We start from the raw sequence: 13,762 nt of genomic DNA on the forward strand, positions 1-13,762 counted from the left end.
CATCATGGCTTGTGGTGGGTACATGACGATGTAAACGGCCATAAAGCCTACCACGAATTCCGCAGGGAGGGTAGACAAACGCACCGCAGGTTTCTTGCGCTTATTAGTGGACCAGTATTCGGTCAAATAACAGCTCTTATCGATTGGGTGGATTACAGTGGTAAACTTGTTAACGTAAAGTGGGAAGACGGAGTACCGAGCAAATCGATGATTGATGTGGGAATTGCAATGTTCACGCATCCGGATAATGAAAGATTCGCAACTCAATGGTTTGTCCGGGATTCCGGAGCGTTTACATCCGCGAACTTTCACTTCAACGGGGAGCGACTATAAAAGCGATGATAAATAAATAACCTCTCGGAATTAGAGGACGATGTAAGGGGAAAATAGCCGGAATTGAATCGTTTATGCTGAAAGAAAAGAGGAATTGAGTTTTGCACCCGGCATGATAAAATAGGTTTATTATGATAAACAGGAGTCATTGTAAATGGAACGAAAATATTGGGTACCTGCAATAGACAGGGCTAATGCGGTACTGACGAAAATCGCCAGCAATCCTTCCAGTCTGAAATTGATGGAATTGAGTGCGCAAACAGGCATTAACAAAAGTACGATGTTTTCTCTGCTGCAAACATTAGAAGCTTTAGAATGGGTGAAAAGGGATCAGGGTGATACGTATTCGCTCGGCGCTGCATTTGCGTTTTTCGGTAACGCCTATTTCGCGAGCTTTGACCTGGTGAAGCAATTTTTAAGCTTGGCGGCTGAATATGTGGAACGGATCGGCGAAACGCTTCAAATCGCTAGGCTTGAAAGGGGCGAAATCATTTATCTCGCCAAGAAGGAAGCGCCCTCTCCCGTCAGGCTCCTGTCAGAGCCGGGCATGAGGATGCCGGCTTACGCAACGGCCATGGGTAAAATGCTTCTGTCTGCGCTTTCGGATAATGATATCGCCGACCTTTATGGTAACGCCCCTTTCCAGGCTTACACGGCGAACACGTTAAGTACCGTTGAAGCTTTGACCGATCATTTGAAAACGGTTCGCGCATCGGGTTTTGCTGTCGACTCCGAAGAAATAGTGCCCGGCTTCGTATGTGTGGCAGCGCCCATTTACGATCGCGCCGGTAATATAATAGCCGCTACCAGTTTCTCGATGCCTGCCCATCATTGGGAGGAGAAACGGGAAGCGGCCATTGCAGAGATCGGTAATTTTGCACGTCGCCTTTCAACCTCTTTGTAATCCGATACTTCTTTTTTACCTGTACTGTCCAAGCGCTATGATAGCTGCTCCGGGCAGTTTTTTTATAAATTGACGTAAAAGCGAGCGGGATGATAAACTGAATTTAGTTTATTAATATAAATTAAGTTTATTATATTAAACTCGAGAGGAGGATCCGCTGTGAGGCTAAAAAATAAAGTCGTTTTAATTACGGGCGCCGGGTCGGGAATCGGCAGAAGCACCGCTTTTTTATTTGCAAGCGAAGGAGCTGCTGTCATTGTCAATGACCTGGACGAAGCCAAAGGCAGGGAAACGGTCGAGACAATCAAGGAACTGGGAGGATCGGGATTGTTCCTTCAAGCGGACGTAACATCTCCTGAATCCGTCGATGCTATGGTAAAGGCCGCGATCGCTGAATACGGCGTGATCGATGTACTGTTCAACAACGCAGGCATCAGCGGAGTCGGGGCGCTGCACGAAATCAGCCCCGAACAGTGGGATAAAGTAATGAATGTCAACATTCGGGGGGTCTATTTGCCTTCGAAATATGTCGTTCCGCATATGATGGAACGCAAATCGGGCAGCATTATCAACATGTCCTCCTGCATTGCAGAAATGGGCCTTGCCAGACGAGCTTCATATTCCGCTACCAAGGGGGCCGTTCTGGCCTTAACAAAATCGATGCAGGTCGATTATGCAGCGTATAACATTCGCGTCAACGCTCTGCTCCCGGGAACGATATTTACGCCATTTGTCGAGCAGTATTTGCAAACTTCGTATGACGACCCGGCAGCGGCTATTGCCTCGTTAAAAACAAGACAGTTAAGCGGCGATACCGGCAAACCGGAGGATGTAGCCCATGCGGCCCTGTTCCTCGCATCGGATGAATCCAAGTTCATGATGGGCTCGCCGCTCTATATTGACGGAGGAGTCGTTTTCGGCAAAAACGCTTGATTTCATTTAAAGGAGATGAATGACCATGAAACTGGTAACGATAGAGTCAAATCAAACGATGCGTTTGGGCATTAAAGTGGAGGATCGCCTGTTTGACGTGGAGAAAGCGCTTGAAGTGGCCCCCCAAGCCGAGATTCCGACAGATGTGATGCAGGTGATCAGCAGCGGAGAAGCGGGAATTTCGGCATTGTCCCGGTATATGGAGCGAGTGCTGGAATCCCATCCAGATCATTCTTCTTTTATAATTCCCGAATCCGAAGTCAGTTACGGGCCTTGTGTCACCCGGCCCGGCAAGATTATATGTGTCGGACTTAATTATCGGAAGCACGCCGAAGAGACGAAAGCCCCGATTCCGCAGTTTCCTATTTTATTTAATAAGTTCAGTAATACTTTGACAGGCCACAACAAGGATATCCCATTGCCGGTTAAAGTAACGAAAGAGGTAGATTATGAGGCGGAACTCGTTATCGTAATCGGCAAAAAAGCAAAGTATGTCAAGAAAGAAAAGGCATTGGAGCATGTTTTCGGCTATTGCGCTGTAAATGACCTATCCGCCCGCGACCTTCAAATGAGAACGCCGCAATGGCTGCTCGGGAAAACATGCGACAGCTTCAGCCCGCTTGGCCCTTATTTGGTTACTGCGGATGAGGTGGGGAATCCGAACCGCCTTGAGATCAAGGCGGTGGTCAATGGCGAAGTGCGCCAGCATTCCAATACGTCGGACATGATTTTTTACTGCGACGAGATTGTGAGCTATATTTCCCAGCACATGACGCTGATGCCTGGAGATATTATTTTGACGGGAACGCCTGAAGGCGTTGTGCTTGGTTATCCCAAGGAGAAACGAGTCTATCTTAAGGATGGAGACTCCGTTACGATCGAGATCGAGAAACTGGGCAAACTGACAAATCGGATGATTGATGAGAGATCCGAAGAAATGCATACTTTATCTGATTGAATGAGAAGTATATAAACTCTCCCTCCGTTATGCTTACAGCAAAGTTAAATAAATCATTAACGGAGGGTCATTCATGACTGTCGGCACATTGTCTGAGCAAGCGGTTCAGTTTTATAATCAAAACGGGTATTCTCTTTACAAGAAGCAGGTTTTCAGCAAAGAGAAATTGAGCGAGCTCTCGGCTATCTTTGAAGAGCAATGGGAAATGGTCGGCAGAAAACTGAACAGCGAGCTGGATACGCCTCATTTCCGCGACGAACGTCTGCTTAAGTTTTTGCTCAGCGATGAAGTGCTGGATTTGGTTGAACCCGTTATCGGGCCGAATATTGGTTTATGGTCCAGCCATTTTATTTGCAAGGAGCCGGTTATCGGCAAACAAACGCCATGGCATGAGGATTCGGCTTATTGGAAAGGCCGGCTCAGCAGCTTCGATAAGATCGTCACGGTATGGCTCGCAATCGATCGCAGCTGGAAGGAGAACGGTTGTATGCGCGTCATCCCGGGCACGCACAACAACGGTTTTTCCGAATACGAAGCGGTAGACGGCAGGGAGAATATTTTCGAAACGGAAATTAAATCTATCGACGATTCAAAAGCGGTATATTTTGAGCTGGAGCCGGGCGAGTGCTCGCTGCATGATTCCCGAATCATTCATGGCGCTTCATCTAATTCAAGTCCTTACCGCCGCTGCGGCTATACGATGCGGTATTTTTCAACGGAAGCAAAGGTCTATCCGGAGAAAAATGCAAATCATAAAATTTGGCTGGCAAGAGGAAAGGATATTGCAGGAAATCCATTTGTTTAAACATAATTTACGGATGGAACGGAGAGAGAAGGTTGAATAGTCGGAAAACGCCTGAACGATTATTGAGTAAGCATTTTATGAACTTGACATCGCCCTTTCGCATCTATCAAATTTAGCCGAGAGGACTCCCACTTCTACAAAGTGGTGAGGTGAATCGGATCTTCCTGAATTAGCAAAAAAGATCTTTGCTTTTAAAGAACAGTTTGGTAAAATGAAAATTAAGAACACATGTTCTTTGACAACTGAACATATGCGGTTGTAGCAGGTATAACTGGCTCTGCTACGTAAAATGTTCAAGCCTCCGAAAGAGCCGAGATTCTTAAGAATCTTACAATAGGCTCATACGTACTCCCAAAGGCATAGCCAATGGGATAGAGGGGTTGGACGGTAACCAATCCGTCAACGTGTCAACTCCACTGGTGTTAAGCATCCTGAAATAAGTCAGGTTGATACACCAGAAACCCCCACTTCATCCGAAACGTCAGTGTAGGTAAGTGGCGGGAGTGTTCATAAACATGTCATCGACCAGCGAGTAGGAAATAAGCTATGCTTCCGGCTTTAATACGTTTCCGAACTTTGAAAGGGCCTTCAAGAAGAAGTATCATCTTTCCCCAAGAGAGCTTCGAAAACAAAATTAATGAATAAGCAAGCGCATGCCGATACCTTTGTTCAGAAGCGTTTTTGGAGTTTTATATAAGTATTCCGAATTTCTTTAATTGACGATAGCCTGACGGCGTGTTTCCGGTCATCTTCTTGAACAAAGTGATTTCCATTTGCTCGCCTCCATGAACAGTATAACCCGAAAAATGAACGTTTGTACTCATTATAAAATGTAAGAGCAAGATAATGAAATAAAAAAATTGTAAAGGATAAAATGGTGGTTGGGAAGACCGCTTTTCGATTTAGCGGTCATTTTGATGCCCAAAAAAGCGGTAAATTGGTATAATTATCCTAAAATTAATGACATTGTCGAATAATCTGAGTCGAATTTTTGCATATTTCGTAGACAAAAATATAGGTATTCCTTCCTGAGATCGTGCAAAATCCGCGCTGCGTCTTCTTTTTCCTTTGTCGAAAAATACTTTTCCTGTTGCACGAGCTTCTGACAAACATCGTACGAAAGATTTGGTACGATCTTTTTTGAGTTTCTCTTTATGGCTTAGGAGCAAACTAAATGAATAGAGGGGATGATCCGTGTGACTCAAACGAAATGTATGGCTATGCTTCTAGCAGGTGGCGAAGGAAAACGGCTTGCTCCGCTTACCCTAAAGCTCGCTAAGCCGGCGGTGCCGTTCGGAGGGCAATACCGAATTATCGATTTTCCGCTCAGCAATTGTGTCAATTCGGGAATCAACACGATAGGCGTGTTGACCCAGTATAAGGCGGAATCCTTGCATTCTCATATCAATGACGGGGGCTTTTGGTCAAAAAACAAAGATACAGACATTGGTTTGCTCGAGGCCAATGAGCTGGGCTGCGGCCTGTATACAGGAACAGCAGATGCCATCTATAAAAATATGGCGTACATACAGCAGCAAAATCCTGAGCATGTGTTGATTCTTTCAGGCGATCATGTTTATCAGATGGATTATAATGCCATGCTCAAATTTCATGAGGAAAGCGGAGCGGAAGCAACGATCTCGGTAAAGCGGGTACCCTGGAAGGACGCGCACCAATTCGGCATTATGAATGTGGATGATTCGTTTAAGGTAACCGATTTTCTTGAGAAGCCGTCCAATCCAGAAAGCAACCTCGCTTCAATGGGCATATACATGTTCCGCTGGTCGTTCCTTAAACGTTATCTGCTTTTGGATGCAGCGAATGAGTCCTCGAGCCACGACTTTGGCAAGGATGTCATCCCTCGGATGCTGGCGGCTGACTGCCACGTATATGCTTATCCATTTCAAGGCTACTGGCGCGATGTAGGAACGGTCGAGAGCCTTTGGGAGGCGCATATGGAGGTTCTCGACGGTGATATCGTTTTCGACGCCGAGAAATGGCCGATGTATACGAACGAACGGCTAAGGCCTTTGTCAGCGAACCTCTGCCCGGCTGCTGAGTTTGGGCATTCGTTGATTCATCCCGATAGCGAAATTGAAGGATCCCTGACACGCTCATTTGTTTTTAGTGGAGTACATATCGGTGAGGGAAGCGAAATTCACGAAAGCATTATTATGCCGGACGTCAAAATTGGAAATCATGTCACGATCTATAGAGCGATTATCGGCGAGGGCAGCGTGATAGAAGACGGCGCAGTAATAGGGCAGCTTAATGGTGAGATTACCGTAATTGGTATCGGAGATTTCGTAACCGCAATTTCTTCGGATGTCTCTGAAATTATGACAGCTTAAATACGGTTGACGATGAACCGTCTAAATATGGACAATAAAATTGCCGATCAGGATAGCTGGGCCTGCTCGGCTGTTTTATTTTTAATCTATTTGAATTGACAAGAAAGGGGCTACTTTGTATAATTTGTTTGAATTCAAACTAAAAAAGAGGAGGGGCAACTTGAAGCAATCAACTAATTGTCCTACTCGGTTTCCATGGGAGCTTGAAGATAGTAATACGGTACTCATTAAGCTTGTCTTCATGGCTATACGCCGCAAAATTGAAGCCGCATTGCGTCCGCTAGGGCTTACCCCACAGCAATCCCAATCGCTCCATTTTCTTGCATTGAATCCGGGTGTCACGAATGCGGATCTCGAGAAGCAGCTCTTTATAGATAAATCCAGCGTGACGAGCCTTATTAACGGGATGGTGAAGCGCGGGTGGGTGGTACGGAGAGAGCACGCCCAGGATGCGAGAGTGAAGCAAATTTTTTTGACGGACAACGGGCAGGAACTCTTCGAAATTTCTTCGGAAGCCGTTAAGAAGGCGAAGGATCTAGCAAATGAGCGGTTGACGGAGGAAGAGTCCCGCAACTTGCAAATGTTATTGCGAAAAATTCTTAAGTCCTATGAGTAAGCCGTTATTGCAACGGTTATTTTTTTGATTATTTAGTTGGAATTCAAACTAATAGATAAGGGAGAGGGAAGGTGCTTAAGGACCATGGATACCATGAACAGCAATAATAATGGCGATAAGCTGATGAAAATCTTAGCGTTTACTTTAGTTTTTTCGGTTATGAACGCTTCAATGTTTAACGTCGTCATGCCCGTTATCAGCAAAGAGTTCAGCATTACGCCTTCGCAGGTGAGTTGGTTACTAACGGGCTACATGATTGTATATGCCGTAGGCTCCGTTACATACGGAAAGCTCGCAGACAAATACCGGTTGAAGGATTTATTGACCTTCGGATTGATTTTCTTCGCGCTTGGCTCCATCATCGGGCTTACAGCATCGGAATATTGGATGATCGTCCTTGGAAGAATCCTTCAAGCAAGCGGCGCCGCCGTTATTCCAGCTACGGCGATGATTGTGCCGGTACGTTACTTCTCTCCCGAGAAAAGAGGCAGAGCCTTAGGCACGATGGCTGCAGGGTTAGCGTTCGGAACAGCGCTCGCGCCAATCGTCTCCGGTCTAGTCACAAGCTTCGCCAGCTGGAGGTTTCTCTTTTTGTTATCGCTCATGCCGCTGCTTGCGCTGCCGTTCTTCAGAAAGTATTTAAACGACGATAGGGGAGCCGCGCAAAAAATAGATTTTCCGGGCGGCATATTGCTTGGAGGCTCGGTGGCTCTGTTGCTGCTGTCGATCTCGCAAGGCAATTGGTTATTTGCCATAGCCGGTATCGTATTGCTCGGTTTATTCGTCATAAGAATTCGCACGGCCGCTGAGCCGTTTATTCAGCCGAAGCTGTTCGCCAATAAAAAATATTCCTTCGGACTCGGCATAACCTTTCTCGCTACCGGACTTAGCTTCGGCATGCCTTTTCTTACTCCGCAATTTTTATTCGGCTTGCACGATCTTACTCCGGCGGTTATTGGTCTTGTTATGTTCCCGGCGGCGATCACCTCTGCTTTAATGGGACGAAGAGGCGGCAAACTGGCGGACGAAAGAGGAAATTCGTTCTTGGTATATACGGCTATTTCGCTTTGCTTCGTTTGTTTCGTGCTGCTATCGGTGTTTGTGGGCGCTTCGCCCTACTTCATCCTGTTTTTTCTCATATTCGGCAACGTTGGCCAAACCTTTATGCAAATTGCAATGTCCAACACGATTTCCACGACGCTGGCGAAGGAGCAAATCGGCGTTGGCATGGGGCTTATGTCCTTGCTTAACTTTATTTCCGGCGCTATGACCACGAGCGTGATCGGGAAAATGCTTGACGCGAAGGAGACTTCCTTGCAGCTTAATCCCTTTGCGGTGAATGAAGGCGCTAATTTGTACAGCAATATCTTCCTCGTATTAGCCCTTTTAGCGATGCTCGTCGGCGGCTTGTACTTTGCTTCGTTTAGTCTGGCCGGCAATAAAGTGAAGCTGCAGCGGCAACATAGAGGCGTGAAAGAAATGTAACTGACAGTTGCTTTAGCACTAAAGTTATTGTATCATCTAAAAGTAGGTAGGCAACCTAACTTTTGTTCGATCATTGGTTTTGCTGCTGACTGAAAATGATATATTAAAATGATTAGGAGTGCAGGCCTAATGGAGCAGCTGACACACAAGAAGAAACTAACGATAATGATGGCACTGATGTCAGCCATGTTCTTCGCAGCCATTAACCAGACGATCGTAAGCACGGCAATGCCGCGTATTATTGCGATTCTGGGCGGTATTGAATATTATACATGGGTAATCACCATCTATATGCTGACCTCGACGATCGCGACCGTATTGGTTGGCAAGCTGTCAGATATTTATGGGCGTAAGCCGTTTTTGCTGATAGGTATCGTATTATTTATAATCGGCGCTTTTCTGTGCGGAACATCCGACACCATATTTCAAATGATTACGTACCGCGGCATTCAAGGGATCGGAGGCGGCATTCTCATGTCGGCGACGGTGACGGCAGTCGGGGATTTGTTCGCACCCAGGGAGAGGGCGAAATGGACCGGCGTCATGATGGCTGTTTTCGGTTTCTCCAGCGTAATCGGGCCGACGCTCGGCGGCTTCATGGTCGATCATATCGCTTGGAAGTGGATCTTCTGGATCTTTCTCCCTTTTGGTTTAGTCGCTTTCGGAATGATCTGGTCCATGTTTCCGAAAACGGCGCGCAAGACGACCGAATCGATCGACTATATGGGTTCGTTGTTTTTATCCTTGACGCTTGTTGCGCTTCTTCTCGGCTTCTCCTGGGCAGGTACAAAGTACGAGTGGACATCCCCGGAAATCATTGGACTGCTGGCTGCATCGGTTGTGTTCCTCATTATATTGCTTCTGATCGAGCGGAAAGCGAAAAGTCCCGTTTTGCCCTTATCCATGTTCAAAAACAGTATCGTTGCGATTTCCAATTCGATCGGTTTTCTTATGCATGCAGGCATGATGGGAGCGATGATGTATCTTCCGTTTTTCGTGCAGGGCGTTCTGGGCATTTCGCCTACCAACTCGGGCTTCGTCAATATGCCGATGTCGATCGCGATGATCGTACTGAGCACGCTGTCGGGCCGCTGGATATCGAAGTCCGGCAAATACAAACGTTTTGCGATTTCCGGAATGCCGTTCATGGTTGTTGGCATGCTGATGATGGCATTCATGAACAACGTTGGCGTCGCGGTAGCCGCGATGATTGTGTTCGGCATTGGCCTAGGCATCTCGATGCCGTTGTTTACATTAACGGTTCAAAATGCGGTAGCGCCGTCCGAGCTGGGCGTTGCTACGGCAACCGCTGCGCTGTTCCGTAACTTAGGCGGTACGATCGGCATCGCGGTCATGGGTACCATCATGAATTCAACGCTTTCGAATAAGCTTGAGACGGCGGTGAAGACGGGACAAGGTCCGGATTTATCGCAGCTGGAGCCGGAAACCGCAGAACAGCTATCCAGCTTTCTGAATCCGCAGATGCTTCTCGATCAGCCTAAGCTCAAGGAGCTTCACGAGACGCTGCCTGAACAAATTCAGCCGCTATTCTCGCATATTATCGAAATGGTACGTGCCGTGCTTAGTGATTCGTTGACCGTCGTTTTTCTGTTCGGCATGTCCTTGCTAATCGCAGCCTTTATTCTTGTCCTGTTCTTAAAAGAAATCCCTTTGCGTTCCTCTAACGATATGAAAGCAAAGGCCGTGGCTGATGCGATCCAGATAGATTTAACGAAAAAAGAGCCGGCTCTTCCATAACAAGAGCCTGCTCCTCCATTTTCTATTAGGGCTCATCGTAGTTGCTTTGAGCCTGATGCAGGTAATGAAAAACCTGGTTTAACAGGACGATAAGCTGGTCGCTTTGTTCTTTGCCCAGATGATCAATCATGCCGGTAAATAAAGCATGGTAGCGCTCCGTCGCTTTGTTAGCAAGCTGCTCGCCTTTGCCGGTTAACGTAATTTCCGTAATCCTTCGATCTGCCGGATCGGATGAACGCGCCACATGCCCTGAAGCTATCAAGCTGTTGATCATTTGAGTTACGGTCGGCGAAGTGACTTGAAGCATTTTGCTGATCTCCGAAACGGTCATGCTTGCCGCTCCTTTATCATTACCTTTCTTCACGCAGACGAGGACGCGAATTTCACTGGCCTTCAATCCCCACATCGTTTTTTTTCGCCATTCTCCCTTGCCGAAGCGTTGAAAGACCTCTATAAGATCAGCGACATTTTCATATGGATCAGCACTCACTGGATTCACCTCGGTGAATTATTTTTAATAATTAATCAGGTCACCTACGTAATTATAGATTTTATGGGATTATGCAGTCAACAATGCAAAAATAACAGTCGTGAACCGCCCGGCTCCAACATACAGTTGAAGTAGTGAATTAACGCTGCCGAGCTGACGTTTGGTTGAAGGGTGGGCATGCCGAGATGGTCATTTCGAGCTTGGACGATTTTATAACAGTGTTTGGATTATCGATTTCCATGAGCCTGATCGGAGGTTTGATCGGCCATTTTGTTAAAAATGGCATAGTCGAAATGCCAAAGCTGGTCATAGAATATGATGAGGATGGTTTAACGCTCTCTTCGAATTGGCTCGTGAAATGGATCCAGCGCATTTATTATTTTATCATCTTCGTCGTTGGCTTTCGGGACCATCGCAATGCGAAGAAAAAGATCTTCTTCGATCTCGGCTTTCTGGGCGATCTCCTCATTGCGACAGGTACGGGAATCCTTGCCAAAACCGCACTTGCGATGGCGAACACGAGCGATAATTTTGCGGTCATCAGCAGCTCCTTGCTTGCCGGCTACGCGGGTTTATCCTATTTGAAGGGGTTGCAGAACAGGGAGCTTGCCGATCTGTTTCCTGAAGAAATGGAGGATCAAAATCCACGAATGCCGCAAAAATAATCAGGTAATTTCGCTGGCTGATTGCGTACAATAAAGATATATGTAAGATTATTCCTGCGAGGTTCCGGGATTATTAAAAAATTCGTCGAGGAGGGTGGATCGCATGGGGAAAACAACGGTCAAAGTGACACCTGAGGAGATGCAGCAGCTCAAGAAATTAGCAGAGATAGTCAAAAACACGCATCTTCCGATGTCGGAGAGGCGCATAGCCAAGACCCAGTATGAGTCCATCATTAATTACGCGAAAAACTGCAACCGCGGCTTTATATCGTCTGTATAAATCGAATGCCAAGCCAATGGAGGCCGCTCTTAGCGTGAGCGGTTTTTTTGTTGTCTGTTCTGAATCGTCCCTTCTGCGCGCGAAACCAGTAGACAACCGATAGTGACGCCCTTAAGATAAAGCTATCTGTATCAAAAGGGGGATGGGTAATCGGATGCGTAAACCATTAACCTACGAAGCTGTATACGATGAAATAAAGCGCCGAATCCGTGATGGGGTATGGATGCCGGGCGACCGCTTGCCGACACTTGAGGAGCTGGCCGCGGATCTGAATGTCGGGATATCCTCCGTAAGAGAGGCTGTCCGTATTTTAAATAATCAGAAGGTTTTGCTGGTCGAGCAGGGAAGAGGCACCTATGTGAGAGAGGAGCTTCCAACAGGAGATATTCTGGATAAGCACCTTCATTTTCTTGAACAGGCTTCCTGGCTTCAGCTTACTGAGGCGAGATTGGTTATTGAGCCTGAGCTTGCTGCCCTTGCTGCCGAGAAGGCGACAACAGCCGAAGCGGAAGAAATCGTGCTAACGGCGAAACGGATGCAAAAGAAGCAGCAAGCGGGGAAAGATTTTTTAAAGGAGGATCTTGCCTTTCACCGGCTAATCGCAAAAGCCTCCCATAATGAGGTCATGGTGAACATGATTCGGGTGATTGGAGACATGCTTCTGGATAGCAGAAGATTGACGATGGGTTTGCAAGGGATGGATGAGAAGGCCGCATCGTTTCATACGTTAATCGCGGGAGCGATAGCGGGACGAAATCCTCTGCAAGCGAGAGAGCTGATGAGGCTGCACATCCAGGACATGATTCACGAGCAGTCGAACGCCGAAAATCATAAATCTCTGAACGGCCATAAACCGTAATGGAAGGGCGGCTTATTCTAACTAAGGAATGAAAACGCTTATTTATTCTTTGTAATTCATATGATATATTATAGATAATTATATATTCATCATATGAATTTAAGGAGGCTCATGTATGAGAATACGTACAATGGAATTGTTCAAGGTAGCGCCGAGGTGGTTGTTTTTGAAAATAACGGCGGATGACGGCACGGTAGGCTGGGGGGAGCCGGTCGTCGAGGGACGGGCGGATACGGTTGCGGCCGCCGTTCAAGAGCTGAGCGAGTATTTGATCGGTAAAGAAGCGGGAAATATTGAGGATTTATGGCAGGTGCTCTACAGGGGCGGATTTTACCGGGGCGGACCGATTCTGACGAGCGCGATCTCCGGAATCGAACAGGCGTTATGGGATTTGAAGGGCAAACGGTTCGGCGTTCCCGTGTATGAGCTGCTTGGAGGCGCGGTGCGGGAGAAGGTGAAGGTTTACGCCTGGATCGGAGGCGATAGACCCGCCGATACCGCTGCCGCTGCGAAGCTGCAGCTCCAGGCCGGTTATAAAGCCGTTAAATTGAATGGAACGGAAGAGCTGGATTGGATCGATTCGCATAAGAAGGTGGAGCATGCCGTACAGCGAATCGCCGCTATCCGCGAAGCCGTCGGGAGCGAACTGGAGATCGGCATCGATTTCCACGGCCGGGTGCATAAAGGGATGGCGAAAGCGCTGGTGAAGGAGCTGGAGCCATTCAAGCCGATGTTTATCGAGGAGCCGGTGCTGTCCGAAAATAATGAGGCATTAGCCGAAATTGCGAGATACAGCTCCATTCCGATTGCGACCGGAGAGAGGATGTATACGCGCTGGGGGTTCAAGCAGCTGCTGACCTCGGGCTGGGCGGATATTATCCAGCCGGATTTAAGCCATGCGGGCGGAATTTGGGAAACGCGCAAGATCGCCGCGATGGCGGAAGCGTTTGATGTCGCCGTAGCTCCCCATTGCCCGCTTGGCCCGATCGCGCTTGCCGCCTCGCTGCAGCTTGATTTCTGTACGCCTAATGCCTTTATTCAAGAGCAAAGCCTGGGCATTCATTACAATGAAGGATCGGATTTGCTCGATTATTTGGTCGATCCCCATGTTTTCGATTATGAAGACGGGTACGTCGCCAAGCTGACGAAGCCGGGACTCGGCATTGAAATTAATGAAGCAAAGGTTCGCGAAATGGCGGATATCGGCCATAATTGGCGAAATCCCGTTTGGCGGAATGCGGACGGCAGCATCGCCGAATGGTAAAATCGATCATGCATGCCGTTGGAGCATGATGATGCCGGTCGTTCAGAAGAAGATTGATACG

14 protein-coding genes are annotated in these 13,762 nt (G+C 47.4%); 13 read left to right on the plus strand and 1 reads right to left on the minus strand.

Going from position 1 to position 13,762, the window contains the following annotated elements; genetic code table 11:
* Positions 1-9: 9 nt before the first annotated feature.
* The 9 genes from L1N85_RS27975 to L1N85_RS16780 all read left to right on the plus strand — a co-directional run bounded on the left by L1N85_RS27975 (position 10) and on the right by L1N85_RS16780 (position 10,143).
* Positions 10-333: a hypothetical protein gene (locus L1N85_RS27975; RefSeq protein WP_407946466.1), complete on the plus strand. Its 324-nt coding sequence runs from the start codon at positions 10-12 to the stop codon at positions 331-333.
* Between the two features lie 154 nt (positions 334-487).
* Positions 488-1,237: an IclR family transcriptional regulator gene (locus L1N85_RS16745; RefSeq protein ID WP_235240211.1), complete on the plus strand. Its 750-nt coding sequence runs from the start codon at positions 488-490 to the stop codon at positions 1,235-1,237.
* 159 nt (positions 1,238-1,396) lie between these two features.
* Positions 1,397-2,170 carry an SDR family NAD(P)-dependent oxidoreductase gene (locus L1N85_RS16750; RefSeq protein WP_235240212.1) on the plus strand — a complete coding sequence of 258 codons (774 nt, stop codon included), beginning with the start codon at positions 1,397-1,399 and terminating at the stop codon, positions 2,168-2,170.
* 25 nt (positions 2,171-2,195) lie between these two features.
* Positions 2,196-3,128 carry a fumarylacetoacetate hydrolase family protein gene (locus L1N85_RS16755; protein WP_235240213.1) on the plus strand — a complete coding sequence of 311 codons (933 nt, stop codon included), beginning with the start codon at positions 2,196-2,198 and terminating at the stop codon, positions 3,126-3,128.
* A 73-nt stretch (positions 3,129-3,201) separates the two neighbouring features.
* Positions 3,202-3,933 carry a phytanoyl-CoA dioxygenase family protein gene (locus tag L1N85_RS16760; RefSeq protein ID WP_235240214.1) on the plus strand — a complete coding sequence of 244 codons (732 nt, stop codon included), beginning with the start codon at positions 3,202-3,204 and terminating at the stop codon, positions 3,931-3,933.
* A gap of 1,196 nt (positions 3,934-5,129) precedes the next feature.
* On the plus strand, positions 5,130-6,284 hold the full coding sequence (locus L1N85_RS16765; protein ID WP_328285231.1) for a sugar phosphate nucleotidyltransferase: 1,155 nt from the start codon (positions 5,130-5,132) through the stop codon (positions 6,282-6,284).
* Positions 6,285-6,444: 160 nt separating this feature from the next.
* Positions 6,445-6,900 (plus strand): MarR family winged helix-turn-helix transcriptional regulator, encoded by a 456-nt coding sequence (locus tag L1N85_RS16770; protein ID WP_235240215.1) that lies wholly within the window; start codon positions 6,445-6,447, stop codon positions 6,898-6,900.
* A 93-nt stretch (positions 6,901-6,993) separates the two neighbouring features.
* Positions 6,994-8,385: an MFS transporter gene (locus L1N85_RS16775; RefSeq protein WP_235240244.1), complete on the plus strand. Its 1,392-nt coding sequence runs from the start codon at positions 6,994-6,996 to the stop codon at positions 8,383-8,385.
* A gap of 129 nt (positions 8,386-8,514) precedes the next feature.
* Positions 8,515-10,143, plus strand: a complete 1,629-nt coding sequence (locus tag L1N85_RS16780) for an MDR family MFS transporter (RefSeq protein WP_235240216.1) — start codon at positions 8,515-8,517, stop codon at positions 10,141-10,143.
* Positions 10,144-10,168: 25 nt separating this feature from the next.
* Here L1N85_RS16780 and L1N85_RS16785 read toward each other — a convergent pair whose 3' ends face one another.
* Positions 10,169-10,633: a MarR family winged helix-turn-helix transcriptional regulator gene (locus L1N85_RS16785; RefSeq protein WP_235240217.1), complete on the minus strand. Its 465-nt coding sequence runs from the start codon at positions 10,631-10,633 to the stop codon at positions 10,169-10,171.
* 185 nt (positions 10,634-10,818) lie between these two features.
* Between L1N85_RS16785 and L1N85_RS16790 the strand changes: the two genes are divergently transcribed.
* The 4 genes from L1N85_RS16790 to dgoD all read left to right on the plus strand — a co-directional run bounded on the left by L1N85_RS16790 (position 10,819) and on the right by dgoD (position 13,701).
* Complete coding sequence (locus L1N85_RS16790; RefSeq protein WP_235240218.1) at positions 10,819-11,298, plus strand: hypothetical protein; 480 nt, start codon at positions 10,819-10,821, stop codon at positions 11,296-11,298.
* Between the two features lie 103 nt (positions 11,299-11,401).
* Complete coding sequence (locus tag L1N85_RS16795; RefSeq protein WP_235240219.1) at positions 11,402-11,578, plus strand: hypothetical protein; 177 nt, start codon at positions 11,402-11,404, stop codon at positions 11,576-11,578.
* Between the two features lie 154 nt (positions 11,579-11,732).
* Positions 11,733-12,437, plus strand: a complete 705-nt coding sequence (locus L1N85_RS16800; protein ID WP_235240220.1) for a FadR/GntR family transcriptional regulator — start codon at positions 11,733-11,735, stop codon at positions 12,435-12,437.
* 115 nt (positions 12,438-12,552) lie between these two features.
* Positions 12,553-13,701, plus strand: coding sequence for a galactonate dehydratase (gene dgoD / locus L1N85_RS16805; protein WP_235240221.1), 1,149 nt, complete (start codon positions 12,553-12,555; stop codon positions 13,699-13,701).
* Positions 13,702-13,762 lie beyond the last annotated feature (61 nt).

Origin of the sequence: Paenibacillus alkaliterrae (assembly GCF_021532375.1) — a bacterium.
Lineage (GTDB): Bacteria > Bacillota > Bacilli > Paenibacillales > Paenibacillaceae > Pristimantibacillus > Pristimantibacillus alkaliterrae.

Coding starts and splice junctions, on each gene's coding strand:
- L1N85_RS16745 (WP_235240211.1), top strand. CDS start 488: ATGGAACGAAAATATTGGGTACCTGCAATAGACAGGGCTAATGCGGTA.
- L1N85_RS16755 (WP_235240213.1), top strand. CDS start 2,196: ATGAAACTGGTAACGATAGAGTCAAATCAAACGATGCGTTTGGGCATT.
- L1N85_RS16760 (WP_235240214.1), top strand. CDS start 3,202: ATGACTGTCGGCACATTGTCTGAGCAAGCGGTTCAGTTTTATAATCAA.
- L1N85_RS16775 (WP_235240244.1), top strand. CDS start 6,994: ATGAACAGCAATAATAATGGCGATAAGCTGATGAAAATCTTAGCGTTT.
- L1N85_RS16780 (WP_235240216.1), top strand. CDS start 8,515: ATGGAGCAGCTGACACACAAGAAGAAACTAACGATAATGATGGCACTG.
- L1N85_RS16790 (WP_235240218.1), top strand. CDS start 10,819: ATGGTCATTTCGAGCTTGGACGATTTTATAACAGTGTTTGGATTATCG.
- L1N85_RS16795 (WP_235240219.1), top strand. CDS start 11,402: ATGGGGAAAACAACGGTCAAAGTGACACCTGAGGAGATGCAGCAGCTC.
- L1N85_RS16800 (WP_235240220.1), top strand. CDS start 11,733: ATGCGTAAACCATTAACCTACGAAGCTGTATACGATGAAATAAAGCGC.
- dgoD (WP_235240221.1), top strand. CDS start 12,553: ATGAGAATACGTACAATGGAATTGTTCAAGGTAGCGCCGAGGTGGTTG.